Annotated in this window: 16 protein-coding genes; 6 read left to right on the top strand and 10 right to left on the bottom strand. The window is 49.3% G+C overall.

Annotated elements, in window-relative coordinates:
- The 3 genes from JSY36_RS05995 (at position 1) to JSY36_RS05985 (ending at position 3,489) form a co-directional block, all read left to right on the top strand.
- On the top strand, positions 1 to 720 hold the full coding sequence (locus tag JSY36_RS05995; protein ID WP_205165666.1) for a 3-ketoacyl-ACP reductase: 720 nt from the start codon (positions 1 to 3) through the stop codon (positions 718 to 720).
- Positions 721 to 852: 132 nt separating this feature from the next.
- Entirely contained in the window at positions 853 to 2,283 is a 1,431-nt protein-coding gene (locus JSY36_RS05990; RefSeq protein ID WP_205165665.1) for a cryptochrome/photolyase family protein, read from the top strand.
- A complete protein-coding gene (locus JSY36_RS05985) occupies positions 2,284 to 3,489 on the top strand; it encodes a GNAT family N-acetyltransferase (protein ID WP_205165664.1) in 1,206 nt (401 codons plus the stop codon). It abuts the gene before it with no gap.
- Positions 3,490 to 3,646: 157 nt separating this feature from the next.
- On the opposite strand, the gene JSY36_RS05980 is transcribed toward JSY36_RS05985, so the two are convergent.
- From JSY36_RS05980 to JSY36_RS05955, 6 genes are all read right to left on the bottom strand, one after another.
- Positions 3,647 to 5,575, bottom strand: coding sequence for an NAD-binding protein (locus JSY36_RS05980; RefSeq protein ID WP_205165663.1), 1,929 nt, complete (start codon positions 5,573 to 5,575; stop codon positions 3,647 to 3,649).
- Positions 5,576 to 5,600: 25 nt separating this feature from the next.
- Positions 5,601 to 5,888 (bottom strand): RyR domain-containing protein, encoded by a 288-nt coding sequence (locus JSY36_RS05975; RefSeq protein WP_205165662.1) that lies wholly within the window; start codon positions 5,886 to 5,888, stop codon positions 5,601 to 5,603.
- A gap of 257 nt (positions 5,889 to 6,145) precedes the next feature.
- Entirely contained in the window at positions 6,146 to 7,519 is a 1,374-nt protein-coding gene (locus JSY36_RS05970) for an aldehyde dehydrogenase (protein ID WP_205165661.1), read from the bottom strand.
- A gap of 11 nt (positions 7,520 to 7,530) precedes the next feature.
- A complete protein-coding gene (locus JSY36_RS05965; protein WP_205165660.1) occupies positions 7,531 to 7,833 on the bottom strand; it encodes an HNH endonuclease in 303 nt (100 codons plus the stop codon).
- 80 nt (positions 7,834 to 7,913) lie between these two features.
- Positions 7,914 to 8,393 carry a M50 family metallopeptidase gene (locus JSY36_RS05960; RefSeq protein ID WP_205165659.1) on the bottom strand — a complete coding sequence of 160 codons (480 nt, stop codon included), beginning with the start codon at positions 8,391 to 8,393 and terminating at the stop codon, positions 7,914 to 7,916.
- A 148-nt stretch (positions 8,394 to 8,541) separates the two neighbouring features.
- A complete protein-coding gene (locus JSY36_RS05955; protein ID WP_205165658.1) occupies positions 8,542 to 9,273 on the bottom strand; it encodes a PAS domain S-box protein in 732 nt (243 codons plus the stop codon).
- A 221-nt stretch (positions 9,274 to 9,494) separates the two neighbouring features.
- On the opposite strand from JSY36_RS05955, the gene JSY36_RS05950 reads away from it, so the two are divergent.
- Both JSY36_RS05950 and JSY36_RS05945 read left to right on the top strand, forming a co-directional pair.
- Entirely contained in the window at positions 9,495 to 10,085 is a 591-nt protein-coding gene (locus JSY36_RS05950; protein WP_122901080.1) for a TetR/AcrR family transcriptional regulator, read from the top strand.
- Between the two features lie 12 nt (positions 10,086 to 10,097).
- On the top strand, positions 10,098 to 10,610 hold the full coding sequence (locus JSY36_RS05945; protein WP_205165657.1) for a small multi-drug export protein: 513 nt from the start codon (positions 10,098 to 10,100) through the stop codon (positions 10,608 to 10,610).
- Positions 10,611 to 10,989: 379 nt separating this feature from the next.
- Here JSY36_RS05945 and JSY36_RS05940 read toward each other — a convergent pair whose 3' ends face one another.
- The gene (locus tag JSY36_RS05940) at positions 10,990 to 12,102 is read right to left on the bottom strand and encodes an alanine racemase (protein ID WP_205165656.1); all 1,113 of its coding nucleotides are present in this window, start codon (positions 12,100 to 12,102) and stop codon (positions 10,990 to 10,992) included.
- Between the two features lie 124 nt (positions 12,103 to 12,226).
- Between JSY36_RS05940 and JSY36_RS05935 the strand changes: the two genes are divergently transcribed.
- The gene (locus JSY36_RS05935) at positions 12,227 to 12,781 is read left to right on the top strand and encodes a hypothetical protein (protein ID WP_205165655.1); all 555 of its coding nucleotides are present in this window, start codon (positions 12,227 to 12,229) and stop codon (positions 12,779 to 12,781) included.
- Between the two features lie 302 nt (positions 12,782 to 13,083).
- Here the strand turns inward: JSY36_RS05935 and JSY36_RS05930 are convergent, their stop codons facing one another.
- The 3 genes from JSY36_RS05930 to JSY36_RS05920 form a co-directional block, all read right to left on the bottom strand.
- Entirely contained in the window at positions 13,084 to 14,529 is a 1,446-nt protein-coding gene (locus tag JSY36_RS05930) for a carbon starvation CstA family protein (protein WP_205165654.1), read from the bottom strand.
- Between the two features lie 211 nt (positions 14,530 to 14,740).
- Positions 14,741 to 15,460 carry a LytR/AlgR family response regulator transcription factor gene (locus JSY36_RS05925; protein WP_205165653.1) on the bottom strand — a complete coding sequence of 240 codons (720 nt, stop codon included), beginning with the start codon at positions 15,458 to 15,460 and terminating at the stop codon, positions 14,741 to 14,743.
- The gene (locus JSY36_RS05920) at positions 15,457 to 17,217 is read right to left on the bottom strand and encodes a sensor histidine kinase (RefSeq protein ID WP_205165652.1); all 1,761 of its coding nucleotides are present in this window, start codon (positions 17,215 to 17,217) and stop codon (positions 15,457 to 15,459) included. Before JSY36_RS05920 ends, JSY36_RS05925 begins: the two co-directional genes overlap by 4 nt.
- Positions 17,218 to 17,580: the final 363 nt, after the last annotated feature.

The raw sequence follows: 17,580 nt of genomic DNA, 5'->3' as shown, positions 1-17,580 counted from the left end.
ATGCAATCATTACAAGGAAAGAAAGCACTGATTACTGGAGGCAGCCGGGGAATCGGCCGGGCCACCGCGATTGCTCTTGCAAAGGAAGGCGCACACCTTGGTCTCGTCGCCCGCTCAGAAGACAGTTTCGGCTCAGTAAAAGACGAACTCACCGAGCTTGGTGCCACTGTTGTCACAGCCGCCGCAGATGTAGCGAACGAAGCTGAAGTCCGGAAGGCGGTAAAAGAAATCGAAGACGAGCTTGGCGGAATCGATATTCTGATTAATAACGCCGGTATCGCTGCCAGAGGAACGTTTCAGGAGCTTACAACCGAGCAGTGGCAGAACGTCCTTGATGTGAATGTGATGGGAATTGTCCATGTAACAAAAGCCGTGCTGCCTGGGATGATTGCCCAAAACCGAGGCGACATCATTAACATTTCATCTATGTCCGGTCTCAAAGGTACAAAAGGCTCAAGCGCCTACAGTGCATCAAAGTTTGCCGTGATCGGCATGAGTGAAGGGCTCATGCAGGAAGTAAGACCTCACAACATCCGCGTAAGCGTCCTTACTCCAAGCCTCGTGGAAACAGACCTTACACGGGGGCGGGACAACAGCGAACGGGATCCGGAGAAATTCACCCAGGCGGAGGATCTGGCGGAATTTATGGTAAGCCAGCTCAAGCTTGAGCAGCGCACCTTCGTGAAAACCGCGGCGCTATGGGCAACCAATCCATTTTAAATGTGTCATTTCATGAAGCAGCCCCAGGAGGTCTTTACGCCTTTTGGGGCTGTTTCCTTGATTTTTACCCCTGTAATCGATTTATTTCTCAAACCTCCCCTGTTTCGATATGATAAGAATGAGGTGATCAACATGACTGAAACGTATGCCGTCTGGTTTCGAAGCGACTTTCGCCTGGACGACCAGGCAGCTCTGTATCATGCCATTGAAACCGTGAAACATAATGATGCCCGGTGGTTTGCTTTTTTCCACCTGGACCCCCGTTTTACAAAAGAGATCGACCTTCATCATGATTACTTTTTCCAGACCCTGAACGACTTTCGCAAGGCGTGCAAGGACCACGGTGTTCACCTGCACCTTGTATACGGAGAGCTTGAAGAGGCACTCAACCGAATAACGAAAAGGGTTTCGTCCCTTGAAGCTGTCTTTTTTAACAGAGACGATGCCGGTGAAAACAGCGTCCGGGATCAAGAAGCGATTGATTTTTTCCATAAAAAAGAGATTGAAACCTATGCATATGAAGACGCCCACCTGCACGGCCCTCACGAGGTGACAAAGCAGGACGGTGATTATTACAAGGTATTCACCCCCTATCACAAAGCGTGGAGCAAGGAGGAAAAGCCTAGATCCTATCAAGTGGACACAAAAGCACTGGCAGATTATCAGGCTGAGCTAAAACCTCTCCATGAAAAAGGGGAAACGTTTTTTGAGGAAGACGTCCTTTCCCGCTGCGAAGGAAACTGGCAGGCAATCGGCCGTGAAGCGGCGCTCGACAGGCTGGAAACCTTTGTAGATGAGCGTCTGAATTACTATAAGGACGAGCGGGACATTCCTCTAAAGGCAGGCACGAGCCGGCTCAGCCCTTATTTAAAAACCGGGGTTCTTTCACCGAGGGAGGTTTACCACCATGCGGCTGCCCGCCGGGAAGAAGCCGGGGCCGGTGCTGAAACGTATCTCTCAGAGCTTGCGTGGCGGGACTTTTACTATATGATTCATGCCCATCACCCGGATTCCAAAGATAAAGAGATTACGGAGAAATATACGACCCTCAGCTGGGGAAAAGATGAAGAGCGTTTTCAGTTGTGGTCCGGAGGCATGACTGGATTCCCGATTGTGGATGCAGGGATGCGGCAGCTTAACCGGATCGGCTGGATGCACAACCGCCTCAGAATGATTACCGCTTCCTTTTTGACGAAGGACTATCTCCTCGACTGGCGCCTTGGTGAGCGGTATTTTCAGAAGAAGCTCATCGACTATGATGCGTCATCCAATATCGGAGGCTGGCAGTGGGCTGCCTCTGTTGGAACCGACGCCGTTCCTTACTTCAGGGTGTTTAACCCGACAACCCAGGGCAAACGGTTTGATCCTGATGGCGACTTTATCCGTAAGTACGTGCAGGAATTAGGGAACGTGCCAAAGAAATACATTCACGAGCCTTGGAAAATGCCAGAGGACGTGCAGAAAGAAGCAGGCTGCCTGATCGGCAAAGACTATCCTGAGCCGTCCGTTGATCACAGTGTGCAACGAAAAAAAGCGATTGAGATGTTTAAGGGAGAGGGTTAAGTGAACATTCGAAAATTAAAAGAGCACGAGCTCAACACAGCCATCCGGATGTCAGAGTTCGCGTTTCAGTATGAATTAACAGAAGACGAGAGAACAGAAAGAAAAAAAGCAATGAATCCTGAGGAAACGTGGGTCATTGAAGAAGAAGGTGACATTCAGTCAAAAGCCACAGTCCTTCCTTTGAATGTCTACATTGGAGGTAAACCGTGGTCCATGGGCGGTGTTGCCGGTGTTGCCACGTGGCCCGAGCACCGCCGGTCGGGGCTCGTCCGCGAATTGCTCGGGGCTGCTCTTAACGAAATGAAGGAAAAAGGACAGACCGTTTCCTTCTTGTATCCGTTCTCCATCCCTTTTTACCGCAAGTTCGGCTGGGAGCTCTTTGCCGACCAGACCGTGATTACGATGCCCAGGGATAAGCTGCCTGTGAGGCGGACAACTGAGGGAAGCGTCCGCCGTGTGGAAAAGAACGACACGATCGTCGGGCCTGTATATGATCAGTGGGCACAGAAATTCAACGGTCCTTTAAAACGTAACAGTACCTGGTGGGAGCGCTCGGTTTTTAAACGCCGGGACGGTGAGCTCGCCGTTTATTTTAACGAGGATAAAGAAGCACGGGGTTATCTTTACTATCAGGTAAAAGATGAAGTTCTCACCGTTCACCAGATCGTCTGGCTTGATCATGAGGCTCGGACAGGCCTGTGGACGTTCATCAGCAACCACGATTCCATGATCAAAGAAGCGGTTGTCACACTTCCCGGGGACGATGGAACCGTGTTTTTACTGGACGACCCCCATGTAGAGAAAAAGGTCAGTTCGTATTTTATGGCGAGAATCGTGGACGCGAAGAGCTTTCTTGAGGCGTATCCTTTTGCGACAGCGAACGAAGATGACGGGCCAGTTTTCATTCATCTGGAGGACAGCTTCTGTGAGTGGAATAATGGCACGTATGTGATCAAACCGGCTGCTGGTGGCGGTGAACCGGTCCACGTGACCCATCATCATAAGCCGGAACAGGGGGCGAGCTGTGCACACCCGCCAAAACGTGGTCTTACAATGACCGTCAATACCCTGTCTGCCCTGATGCTCAATGCCCAGCCTGCGAGCGTTCTTTACGATGCCGGACTTATTACCGGGCGAAAAGAAGAAATCGTTCGTTTGGCCGGCATGATTCCGGACCGTAAACCGGCCTTTTATGATTTTTTCTAAAATTAATATCTCTTTTGCCTGATCATAAGAAAAAAACGACATGGAGAAACATAATCTCCATGTCGTTTATCTATGATTGATCCACAGGTTAGAAATGCCAGTTTCAATAACGCCTGCATTTGGGGCCATCTTTTCAGGCCTCCTGAAACGTCTTTGATTAACCTGCCTTCCCTCTGCACACAACGTAGCCTTTGGCTTTGAGTAAGGAATACAGGTTTTTAACGGTCTTTCTGTTTCCGTCCCGGTAGTTGGTATTCTCCAGCAGGTCCTCAACCGCTGCAAGTTCTTCCCACTGAACAAGAGCTGAATGAAGCTTTCTGCCATTATCCTTGGCATCATTTTTGTTTTCAATCGTTTGTTTCGTATCCCAGTTGTTCGTAAAGTGAAAAGCGCACCAGCGGGCATGTTCTGATTTTGCCAGCTGTTCCATTACCCCCTCTAATGCTTCATGGTACTCTTTTTCATCAACGATCTCGTCTTTTTGAGGATCAATCTTGTCTCTTCGTTTTTTATGAAAGTTTAACTCATTGAGCTTTGTTTCAATGTGATCCGCCTGGGCACGGTTGGAATTCTTGTGAAAAAGACTGAGTTCCTCCCAGGAGGGGCCTCCGCCTTCGTTCGTATCGCAATAATAGTCGTGTATTTCTTCTGCAAGTTCATCTAGGCGGTGGTTAATAATCACATCCTCACTGGCAATATTCTGCAGGTCTCCGAACCGGTACATCGTTTTAAACTGCTTCACATTCTGATCCACCCACTCAGCAATGTTCACATCACGCTCCATATGGATCGCAACCGGAATCGTGTGGTACTGTTCCCAGAAGAAAAGGCCGTTAATAAAATCAATATGGTCTGAGGATAAGCTCACTGCGATGTAGGTGATCGGCTTCGTTTCCTCTAAACGCAGTTCGGTGAGATCCGTGATGGTCTCAACGTCTTTTGTAATCACCTTCATGGTGCACACGCGGTCAATAAACTTATACCGTTTACGAAAGCTCTTAATCTTATAATCTGCCTCTTTATCAATGATCGTCACGTGGAGTTTTTTTCCGTCCATAAAATGACTCAGCCTGGCTGCCTGGAGGAGGATGTGCTGGCCGGTCTTTCCGAATCCCACAATGAGGAGGTGGACAGCCTCACCTTTCGCTTTATGCTTATATAACGGGTGATGACGGAACAGTACTTTGGCCGTTGTTTCATAGAGGTTGAAGATTTCCAGATCAAGGCTGTTTTTCGTTTTGCTGTGGTTGTTAATTTCCTTTTCGAACTCTTCAATCACTTTATGAAACTTAGGGTCAACGATGTGTATGCAGCACCTTGTTTTTCTTGTTGTGAATGTTTTACGCTGTTTAAAAATCGAGGTGGTCTTGATAAGTGCTTCAATGTTTAACGTGTCGTTCTTTGTCATCATCAGAAGATGTCTGCAGTTGATGACATTTGCCTTCTCCAAGGTCCTGTAATCAAGAAAGTCCCCTTCGATCACAACCGCCCCGTTTCTTCTAAGCACACCGATAAATTCATTTTGATGGTCTTTTTCGATCACAATAACCTTTTTGTGGTCTTTTCGCAGGTCTAGTGCCAGTTCTTTAGCAGCCTCATTCAATCCGCAAATGACGTAGTGATTACCGACAATACCTATTAATCTGCTTTTGAACGTTTCTGTTGTAATGTTATAGATTTTGTTCAGCACAGCAGAAAGAATAAAGAGAACGGCAAACCAGCGGGCTATCTCGAGGGAAAACGGAACTTCCGTGGTATCCAGGTTAAGGAAGAATAACTTCACTGTGGCATACAGGCTCTCAAAAAAGACGTGAAACCCATTGCCATCAATGAGTTCGAAAAAGCTCGGCATTCCTGTAAGAATGACAACCGCAAAAGATATTTTCTGAAGTCGGTTGTGCCGGGGCACTTTTAACCAGTTCAGGATAATAATAAATGTAAAAAGCAAACCAAGAGCCAGTATGTTTGCATAAGGTCCCTCACTGTATTCAGGGTGAAACAGAAAAACAAACGCAGCTCCGCCTGAAAGGAAAGCGGCAGTGCTGAGCAGCCATACGTGCAACGTTGTTAATTTTTCATTAAACAATCTTCAATCTCCCCACATAGTCTGTTCAATTCTTTTTATCGATTGTATACCCGAGTGCCATGATGGCTTTTAAGGTATTCATTGCTGTGATCCGGTCATACCTTTTTTCTGAATCTGACAGACGTTCATATTCTATAAGGCTCGGGTGCTCCAGTTTTTCGTCGTCCCGTTTTGGTCCATAGGTCCAGCCGTTTCTCATTCTTTCTTCCGCCCACAGGTCATGGGTATTTTTTGCAAGTTCTTCGGTCAGTTTTTCTACATCTTCAGGCAGCGTAATATGATCGGTATTGATCGGCTTTGGCTTATAGGTCATGGTTTAAACACCTCTGTTTATGTATGTTCCAATTATACCTTAATTTGTATTATTTACAAATTGGCAATGTTAAAAAAGCTCTGGTAAACTTTCCTGTTGAATTCGCACTTTCCACGGGCGGTTCGATTCGACGTTTGCATCTGCGGGGCCTCCTCGAAACCGGCTTCTACTATCGTGCTTTCGCTCCAATCAATCATATAAAAAAACCGGCCCATAAGGTGTTTCCTACTTATGGGCCGGCCATTTACGGGAGTGTGTTACTCCCACATCTTTCTCATCGCTTTAATCGATCCTTCACTTTTGCTGTACCGGAACGGCAGGTCAAATTTATTTGTCTGCTTCAGGACGCTTTTCTCATGTGAGAACGTCTCAAAGCTCGACCGCCCGTGATAGGCACCCATGCCGCTTTCCCCGACACCGCCGAATGGAAGGTGAGGTGTCGTGATGTGCATGAGTGTATCGTTGACACATCCTCCCCCGAAGCTCAGGTTCTCAAGAATAAGAGATTCGGTCTGTTTTTTCTCTGTAAACAGATACAGAGCAAGAGGGTGCGGCCGTTTGCGTACTAGTTCGATCACTTCGTACTCGTCTTCAAAGCTGATCAGCGGCAGAATCGGTCCGAAAATTTCTTCACCCATTACAGCGTCATCAAAGGTGACGTTATCCATAATCGTCGGCTCGATGAACAGCTCTTCTCTGTTATGGGCGCCGCCGTAAACGATTTTATCGGGATCAAGAAGTGCCGTAATCCGGTCATGGTGCTTTTCGTTTACAATACGGGGGTATTCCTTGTTTTCTTCGACACCTATGCCGTAAAATTTCTTGATGTACTTCACCAGGTATTTATAAAGCTTTCGCTTCGCTTTTTCCTGAACGAGAATGTAATCCGGTGCCACACAAGTCTGCCCTGCGTTGATGAACTTGCCCCAGACGATCCGCTTGGCTGCCAGCTTCACATCCGCGTCCTTCATCACAATAGCCGGACTTTTCCCGCCGAGTTCCAGCGTCACCGGGGTCAGGTGTCTGCTCGCCGCCTCCATGACTTTTCGGCCTACGTCAACACTTCCCGTAAAGAAAATGTAGTCCGTGTTTTGTTCGAGAAGGCCCTTTGCAACGGACGCATCCCCTTCTCTTACGGCGACGAAGTCTTCTTCAAACGTGTCTTCAATAATTTCCCGGACCACGGCGCTTGTGTGAGGCGTCATTTCCGAAGGCTTCAAAATAGCTGTGTTTCCCGCCGCAATGGCTCCGATGAGCGGTGCCATCACGAGGTGAAACGGATAGTTCCACGGTCCGATAATGAGCGTTACACCATATGGCTCTTTATAAATAAAGCTGGTCGATCCCACATGGGTAATGGCCGTCTTTTCTTTGCGGGGCTTTACCCAGTCATCGATGTTTTTTGTCGCATCCTTAATTTCGCTGTACAAAAAGCCGATCTCCGAGAGAAAAGCCTCCCGTCTCGATTTGCCCAGGTCTCTCCATGCGGCATCCATAATGTCGTCTTCCCGTCTTTTAATCGCGCTTTTCAGCTTCTGCAGCTGTTCTACGCGGAACGATACTTTCCTTGTTGCGCCAGTGTAGAAAAAGCGGCGCTGCTTGTCCACCAGTGTTTTGAATTCCCCACTCATCGCGATTCCTCCTACCTTCTTTTCCGCTTACGTTCATTGGATTTTTTCATTTTCACCGACGCTGTCGCCGGCTGCTTTTTAATCCATTTTAAAAATTTCTTTATCTTTTCATCGTCACGGAGACGCTCAATGGTGCCGAGCCGGAGTGCGAGTTCCTGATTGGTGTAAAGGTTATGAATCTGCCTGTGGCAGGGGGAGCACAGCATCCCTGTTTCCAGATGAGTTCCTCCCTCTTCTCTTGGAATGAGGTGGTGCTCCGTCAGCCTTGCCCCTTCCCGTAAACATAACTCACATGTACCAGTCTGCCCCTTCATCCAACGCGCTCCTTTTTTCCAGCATGCTTATTCTTATATTATGTTAAAAAGCCACTGATCTACAACTTTTTCGTTTTTTTCTACTGCAGAGGATCACGTGCGGTTCCATGCTTAATCACATCATAAATCGCTTTTCCGTCACTCGGGTTTCCGTCTCCGTAGTCGACGGGCAGAAGAGAGAAAAAGGTAAAATACAAGGAGAAATAGACAAATTGATAAAAGAGGATATGCGGCTCCAGCAATCCCATATGAATGGAAGAATTGATTATGATCACGGTTGCAATATTAAAAAGGGGCCCACCGAGATATACAATTGTATGGGACCATTTGTTACTTACGCTTAACTTATCGATCTGGCACCAGGAATCAAGGAAATAAACGCGCCTGACTTCAATCCCGCCTAATTTAAACAATATTTTTCCCCGGCCGAGGCAAAATTTTATTTTCCCGCCGAACAAACGGGTAAATAAATAGTGGCCAAGCTCGTGGATCAGGGACACGAGAGGTAATATGACAAAAAACGCCCAGATCGCTGTGGGAACATCTGACCAGCCAAACACGGTGCTTTCACCCTTTCACATAGAAGTACTTCTCCTATTTCCAATACGTTTACCTGTTAAACGTGCGTTATGTGGAAAAATCTCAAACCAGGATTGTTGTTAAACAAAAAGCTGCTTCCGGTTTTTTTCCGAAAGCAGCCTGATTACTCTATTTATCCCTTGGTTCTGAAAAGAAATACTCGACTGCCTGCTTCAGATTCTGGTAAACTTTGATCCGGTCAAAATCCAGGTCTACCTGGGAAAAATCAGCGGCAATTTCATGACGTACACCTGTAAGAATCACGTCTACACCGAGGACGCGGAGCACTTCGATGAGGCGGATAATAATATCGCCGAGTTCTTCGTCCAGAGTCCGGATCGCTGACAGGTTGATGGCAAGTTTTGAGAATCGCTTCTCCCTGCAGATCTGGGCTGTTTTTTCCACAATGACCCACTTCTGCTCATCTCGAAGAATCGGCGGCAGGGGCAGCACTCCGATCGTATCGGAAAGAGGCACCACATTCACCGTCATGTCGATAATCATTTTCTTCAGTTCTTTTTCCTGTCTGGCGTGCTCCGTCAGATCCTCAAACCTGGTCATCACATATTTCTCGCCTTCATACTCAAATCTTTTGGAAACAGAGTCGAGAAAAAGGATCTCTCCTCCGAGCTTGTGTGTTACTTTCTTACTAAACTTCCTGATGTCATTGTCGATCATTTCCGTTACAACTTGGTTCTCCTGCGGGGTGTCAGTAAACACGTCGTGGAGATGCTTTCCTACAATGTCTTCGCTTTTGAGTTCAAAAAGCTCCTCGTAAGCATCATTTACATAGCTGATTATATAATCTTCAGTGTTAATAATAACTGGTTGCTGCATCTGATTAAGTGCTTCCTTGAACATGTTATTAGCACCCTCCTGGTTTCAGTTCCAATCCTTGCCTATTAATCTTCTTTCCATTGTAAAGGAAATAAAGGCACAAGAGAAGGAAATTGATAAATTCCCATAGTTTGTGAGGTTTGATTTTGGTTCATTTTGTTGACTATTGAGGTTGGATTATGTAAAATCGAGCTATGCTAACGATCGTTCGTTTTTTGTATTGACCACATAAGGAGTGACGATAGATGCCATCTCGGACAGCGGAAAAAATTAAACAGGTGTCCCTCCGCCTTTTTGCCCAGGAGGGGTACGATGGAGCCAGCCTGTCAAAGATTACTGATGAAGTGGGAATCCGCAAATCTTCCCTGTATAACCATTTTAAAAATAAGGAGGCTTTGTTTTTAACACTTGTTGATGATGTTTATGCCCGTTACGTCGCCGAGCTGAATGAGACCGTCCATGAAGGGGCGGATGATGAGAGTGTGGACACCACCCTTCACAAGGCGTTTATCATGACCACCGATTTTTTGCGGAAAGAAGAGGTGGGAAGGTTTTATATGCATTTTTTACTGTTTCCCCCAAAGGATCTGAAGCTTTCTGTCCATGAGCGTTTTTTGCGTTTTGAAGAAGAACTCAACCTTGTCCTGCTTCCGGTTATTACCCGTGGAATGAACGACAGGGCAATCGAAAAAAGCAGTCCGGCTGACGTTTTGGACGCTTTTTACTGCGTGTTGGACGGGATTTCAGCCCAGATGTTTTATTATGATCCGGATACGGTCAACAGGAAGCGGCAGCACGCATGGAACGTGTTCTGGCGGGGTATCCGGGCTGATTAAGAGAGGTGCTTGATGATGTTTGATCTGCTATGGCAGTATATACTGGTTTTCTTGATGGCCGCCCTCCCGTGGCTTGAGATCCTTTTTGTTATCCCCATCGGCATTGGGATGGGGCTTAACCCTTTTGGGGTGGGCATTGTCTCCTTTGCCGGCAACTTCATTCCTGTGGTTCTGATTGTGTATTTACTCAAATGGTTTCAAACGACCAGGCTCTATACGAATTGGAAAAGCAGGCGTGAGGAGAAAAAAGCCGTAAAGCTTGCTGCACAGACGGAGCAGGACGAGGAGAAGCTGATGAAAAAGCAGCGAAGGGCAGCGCGGGCACACCGGGTTTTTGAAAAATACGGTCTTCCCGGCCTCGCTCTTCTCGGCCCTCTTCTTACGGGTATTCATCTGGCTGCGGTTATCGCTTTATCGTTAAAAGCGAATAAGCACGCCACCACTGTGTGGATGGGGGCAAGTCTCGCGGCATGGACCGTGTTTCTCACCATTGCTGCATACTATGGGTTTGATTTTATTTTGTAGGGAGCCTGTTGGACTGGTTTTGAAATGACCGGAGTGCCTAAGCGTAAATTCGCTGCTCTAAGGGTAAAATACGGTGGCCTAAGCGTAAAATAGATTTGCGTATGTGTAGAATACGTGGATCTGACTCGCTAACTGTAAAATACGGTGGCCTAAGCGTTAAATTCGTTGCTCTAAGTGTAAAATTCGTTTGCCTAAGCGTAAAATAGATTTGCGTATGTGTAGAATACGTGGATCTGACTCGCTAACTGTAAAATACAGTTGCCTAAGCGTAAATTAAGCTGCTCTAAGTGTAAGATACGTTTGCCCAATTGCTTAATTAACAACTTGGCTCTGGTTTCATAAATAATCCCGGGAGAAGAAAGCGTCTCCCGGGATTATTTTACGTGTTGCATCCTCTTGCATCCACCGGCCAACGGTCGGCGATCGTATCCCCTTCCACCACTAGATAGTGGTCGTAGAGATTCACGGCTGTACAGGCATGATTGGGGATGATGCGGATCACCTCATCCGTGATGGCTGGTGCTCCGTCGGGAAAATCGAGAATACCGTGTTCCTCGGATAACCGGGTCAGTGATTTCCCCGCCAAGGTTACAGGTTCCACAATGGTCCCGAAGCCGGTTACCGAGGCGTTGCCGTGAGCCCCTTTTTCAAGAGTGAGGGATTTGCTGCCGGCATCGACGATCAGCCTGTCTTTTTTCCCGCTCACCACCGAGGCGGTTACAGTAAGGGCGCATTCATCCATTGTGCACACGCCAAGCCCCTCCTGGACGCCGTCGAAGAACACGGCATTCCCGGGTCTCACTTCTGTAATTCCATCATAAGCCCCGCTCCATTCATAGGTGGGGGTGCTTCCAACACTCCGATTCTCGATGGGAAACCCTGCGTTTTCACACGCCTCTGCCGACCGGACAACGGCCTCTGCTTCCTCTTTCGCGATCCGCTCCCGGTCTTCCTGTGCGCCGGCGCCATAGGCATGACCTGCGTGGGTGTAAAGACCGGTCACCTCGAGCGCCTGAAGCGGGGCAATGTCTTTTACAAGGGAGACGGCTTCTTCTCCGGGGTCTACTCCGCACCGGTTCAGTCCGCTGTTTACTTTTACCCACACTTCAACTCCCATGCCAGCCGTTGCTGCCGCCTCATCAAGTCTCCCTGCCTGTACAATGTCATCAATGGTTGCGATGAGCCTGCCCCGCTTTGCAAGCGCAACAAAACGGGCAATTTTCTCTTCGCTTCTTAAGGGAAAAGCAACAAGAAGATCGTCAAAGCCCGCGTTTTGAAATACCTCTGCTTCGGAGAGCGTCGCAACGGTGAGTCCAGTGGCACCGGCGTGGATCTGCCTTTTTGCCACCTCAAGGCTTTTGTGGGTTTTGATATGCGGCCTCAACTTCACGTTGTTCTTCCTGGCTGATGCAGCCATTCTTTCGATGTTCCGGTTCATTTTCTCAAGGTCGAGGACGAGAGCCGGCGTAGGAGCTTCCTTCCATGTTTTCATAAAAAACCCTCCATTCTTTTAGTAAACTATGTAAGTTTCACTGAACGCATTGACATGAGTGCGTTTCTTTAGTAGATTTTTTCGTTGTACTATCGGAATTGCTAATATAAAGGAGGCAGGTCCCATGCAAACCATCACATACAGCCAACCGCCCCTCGATTCAGACAATCAGGACGTAACCGTGCTTTTGGACGGTGACCATACAGGAAGCATGAAGCGTTTTTTCCCGACGAAAGTTCATGATGTCATGAACCAGATCGTTCCGAACCAGTGGGCACATCTGACGTTCACGACCCTGTCAGGGATGGAGTTTACCATCGTGCAGTCGAACGGGTTTATCCCGAACAAGCCCCGTCACTGGAACGTTCTTGACGGGACACAGATTGTGGGAAAAATTAAGGAAGAAACGACCCACCAGGCTCAGGTTCACACCCTTACCTACACGAGCCAGGATCGTGTGATTACGATGAAAAAAGGGCACATAGCCGGTTCGTCCAAAAAGGGCGTCCTTGAGGTAAAAGACGGCGGCGGGTCCGCGGACTTGACTTTTAAAGCCGAAAGCGATTTTATCCGCAACGGCATCACTACTGCCCACACCGTAACCGTTCAACAACAGGCGGACGATCCCCTGCTCATTGCAACTATGAATTATTTATTAAGGTTAACAGACAAGAACTAAAATGGGAAAGCCTGACCCGGCGCGGGTCGGGCTTTTTTCGTTGGCTGTTTTTTCGGCGGGCGGGGTCGGTGGATAGGCGGTGCGGTGCGTTTAAACACGTTAGGTGCGGCTTTACACGGGTTAGGATGTGATTTAAACACGTTGTTAGCGGTTTTAAACAGGTTAGAACTCCTTTTAAACAGGTTAGCCGGTTTTCTCCCCCAACCACCTCGCTTTCCCCCGGGTTGCGCTCACGCATTAACACCTTAGCCACCCTATCCCACAAAAAAACAGGCCTCCCGATCAGGGAGACCCGCGCTTTATTATGCTACTTCTTTTGACACCATATCCACTTCGAACGGCTGATCTTTTCCGAGTTCTTTACGCAATTTCAGCGAGAAGAGGACAATGATGATAACGGTGGCGATGGCGGCTCCGATCAGGGAGACGTTCATCGGAAGACCGAAGCCGATCTCGGCGTTCAGGATATAGGTTGTCGTAACCATTGTCATAAAGGTTGCCGGAAGACTGGCAATCCAGTGATTTTTCTTTTGAAGGGCCAGGTACATGGCGCCGATCCAGAGGGCGATCATAGCTGTACTCTGGTTTGCCCAGGAGAAGTAGCGCCACAGGAGTGTGAAGTCAATCTGCGTCAGTGCAACAGAGATCACAAACATCGGCAGGGCAATGAACAGACGGTTCATCTTCTTGATTTGACCAATGTTGAAGTAGTCCGCGAGAATCATTCGGGCACTACGGAAGGCTGTGTCACCGGATGTGATCGGAAGAATGATGACCCCGATGATCGCAAGTGTACCACCGATGGCACCGAGCATCACAAGACTTACTTCACTTACAACAGCAGCTGGTCCGCCTTCTGCAATGAGGGCGTTCAAATCTGTGCCGTGGAAAAGGGCCATGGCAGCGGCTGCCCAGATCATGGCGATGACGGCTTCTGTAATCATCATGCCGTAAAAGATCTTACGTCCCTGTTTTTCATTTTGAGTGGTACGTGAAATAATCGGCGACTGGGTTGCGTGGAATCCACTCAACGCTCCACAGCTGATAGTGAGGAACAGCAGCGGGAAAATCGCCAGTCCTTCAGGGTGCATGTTTGAGAAACTTAACTCAGGAATTGGAGCACCTGTAACCACAAGTCCGCCTCCGATGCCCAGTGCACTCAGAACAAGAAGTGCCCCGAAGATCGGATACACGCGGCCGATGATTTTATCGATCGGCAGCATCGTCGCAATGATGTAGTAGATAAAAATCAGTGTGATGATCAGACCCATCGTTACCCAGCCCGGCGTCAGGTTGTCGATCAACGCAGCCGGCGCTGTTACGAACACCGTACCGACGAGAAGCAGCAGCAGGACCGCGAAGCCGTTTACTACGTGCTTCATCACTTTACCGAGGAATTTACCCGCAAGCTCAGGCAGGTGGGCTCCTTTGTTTCGAATCGAGATCATTCCGGTTAAATAATCATGAACCGCTCCGGCAAAAATCGCCCCGAGGACGATCCATAGAAACGCCACCGGACCGTATAAGGCACCGAGGATCGGACCGAAAATCGGACCTACACCGGCGATGTTTAACAGCTGAATCATGGAATTTCGTTTTGTTCCCATCGGCACGTAGTCAACGCCGTCCTGGTTTGCATAAGCGGGAGTCGGACGCGCCCCCTTCACACCAAATACTTTTTCAACAAACTTTCCATATGTGAAATAACCAATCACTAATATAACAATGGAGATTAAAAATGTAATCATAGCTTCACCTCGTACGTTCATTTTGAATACGCTTTCATTATAGCGCTAAAACATTAATGAAAGACGTTTTCGTCGTAACATGTCGAAAACAGCCCTTCACGTGTCATAAATGGCGCTTCAAATGACAGCGGTTTCAGTGAATCGGTTTGAGGTTATGGGAATTCATTATGTCATTACCGGAGTCGGCAAGAGCTTTAACGGGGTTCGTCCACTAAAGCTCCAGCTTCTGCCGCAGTTCTTTTACATAGTTCCGGCTCACGGGGATGTCATCCGTGCCGCCGCGCATTTTTACCTGGTAGGCGCCGTTCAGCCACGGGGTGAGTGACTCGACCTGCTCCAGGTTTACGAGATACCCTTTGTGGGTCCGGAAAAAAGAGTGGGCACCGAGTTTTTCTTCAAGTTCACGCAGAGTCAAGCGGCTGGAGTAGCAGCGCTCACGTGTGCACACTTTCGTTTCCTTTCCTTCCCGGAAGCAGTAATCGATTTCTTCCGGGGTCAGGTATATGATGGTTTCGTCGTGTTCCACGGCCAGACGGGACACCTTTTTTGACGGCGTTTCGGGTGCGGTTTTGTGTAAAGAACGGATCCGCTCCACCGTTTCTTCGAGCTGTTCTTCGTCGAAGGGCTTGAGGAGGTAGTCAAGGGCCTCCAGGCGAAAGGCGTTGACGGCATAGTCCGGGTACGCTGTGGCAAACACGACGGCGGGGACTTTTTTGAGCTGCTGGAGGGATTTCGCCAGTTCCACGCCGCTCATCTCGGCCATTTCGATGTCGAGAAAAAGGACGTCAGGACTCAGCTTCAGGCTGAGCTCGAGGCCTTCTTCTCCGGATCCTGCCTGCCCCACTACTTCCATATCTTTATACTCCGATAATAAGTGAGCGAGTTCGTCCCGGCTCAGGGGTTCATCGTCTACGATTACTACACGGATCATTTGCTTTCTCCTCCTTTCACCACGTGGAACCAGACACGGGTCCCGCCTTTTGCTTCGCCGCTTTCCACGTGGAGTTCGCTTGCATCTCCGAACATGAGAACAAGCCTGCGGTTGACGTTGTACAAACCGAGTCCGGTTCCTTCCTGTGATTCCACCGGCTGCTTTTTGACTTCCTTGAGGCGCTCCTTGCCTATGCCGGCGCCGTTATCTGTGACTTCCACACGAACGGCTCCGCTGTCTTCGCTTTTGACGTGAATATCTAGTTCGAAATAACCGTTTCTTTTTTTACCCTCAAAGCCGTGTTTCATGGCATTTTCCACCAGTGGCTGAAGCGTCATAGACGGGACGGTGAGGGCCATGGCCGTTTCGTCCAGGTCGTAGGTGACTTTGAGGCGGTCCTGAAAGCGGGCTTCCTGGATGGCCATATAGGCGCGGACGTGGTCGAGCTCGTCTGTTAGTGTGGCCCGCTCACGCTTCATGCTCGTCAGGTTCTGCCTCAGGTAACGGGACAGGTGGAGCAGGAGCCTGCGGGCGTGTGCCGGGTCGATGCGGATCATGGAGATGATCACGTTCAGGGCGTTAAAGAGAAAGTGCGGGCTAACCTGGGCCTGGAGCGCCTTTATTTCGGCCTCGCCTGCGAGAGCTTTGAGTTCGTCGACGCGGGCAAGTTCGAGCTGGTTGCTTAAAAATAAAGACACGCCTTTAACGAGTTCCCGTTTGGTCGGAGTGATCTCTTTTTCCGAGCTCACGTAAAACTTGAGGGTGCCGATCGTGTCCCCTTCCTGCTTAAGGGGGACGATGATGCCGGCGCGGATCGGGCAGCGGGATTTACTGCAGCCAATGTCCTTTTCTTTTGCTTCAATGATGGTGCCTGTTTCGATTACCTGTTTTGTGGCGGGCGTCTGGATCTCGCTCCCCACCGGGTGGTGGTCCTTACCCCGTCCTTCGAAGGCGAGGATCCGGGTTTTGTCGGTAATCGATACAGCCACGGCGCCGACTTCTTTGACGAGGATGGCGCATGTGGCCCGGGCGGACTCCGGTGTGAGACCTTTTCTGAGGTGGCCCACAGTGCGGTCGGCAATACGGAGGGCGCGCTCGGTCTGGGCGGCTCCGATCCGCTCTTCTTCCCGGAGGACACTTCTGATGATCAGGACAAAAATCATCGCTCCCACGCCATTGGCAAGGATCATAGGCATGCCGATCATCTGAACAAGGGCCAGGGCCTGGTCAAAGGGTGTGGCCACGAGCAGAATGATGCCCATCTGGATCGCTTCGCAAAGAGCGCCGACGCCGAGGGCTGCTGGGAGTGAGACGATCCGTTTCTTTTTTACAAACCGGTGGACGAGTCCGGCGAGCATGCCGGCGACTACAGCGGAGATGCCGCACGCAAAGGCGGTGTAGCCGCCGAGGGCGTAGCGGTGTGCGCCGGCGATAATGCCGGCTCCGGTGCCGACCCGCCAGCCGCCTAGAAGTCCGGCCACGACGATCCCGATGACCCGGGAGTTGGCGAGGGCTTCGTCTTCATTGAGGTCCCACGTCCAGACGGAAAAGGTCTGCTGGTTCGGGCTCACGGCGAGTCCGGTGTAGGTGCCGATGATGCCGAACAAGCCGAAGAGGATGGTGATTTTCAGGCGCTGGGTGAATGTGACATCGTAGCGGTCCAGTATTTGGCGAAAGTATGAAATCCGGGTCATGATGAAGGCGACCATGACGATGATGCCAAGGCGCTCCAGCATGAGGACGAGCAGTTCCCACATAGGCGGTCTCCTTTATGTATTTTTCTTACTATGTCCGATTATCCACAGTACATGATAGAGGATTTGGCGCGGGATGGGAAGGGGGATGCATAGAAGGGAGGGGTTTTACAGGTGAGGAGGGGAATTTTACAGTTAGTCGTTTTGGTTTAACACTTAGGCGGGGTGATTTTACACTTGACTCGCTGCTTTTTACACTTACGTTTCATGATTTAACAGTTAGGCAGACTCCTGGGGGCTGATGCATTTTTCCAGCGCAAAAAAAGCCCCGGAGATGAGCCCCAGGCCTTTTTGTGCAGATATTAGGCTACTCTCAAACAACTCTAATTCATTTAGCGGGATTAACGGGCTCGGGCGGGGGGCTTT

This window comes from Alteribacter salitolerans (genome assembly GCF_016901055.1).
Lineage (GTDB): Bacteria > Bacillota > Bacilli > Bacillales > Salisediminibacteriaceae > Alteribacter > Alteribacter keqinensis.
Note: the sequence above shows the minus strand (reverse complement) of the source record. Positions and strands in the feature narration are given on the sequence as shown.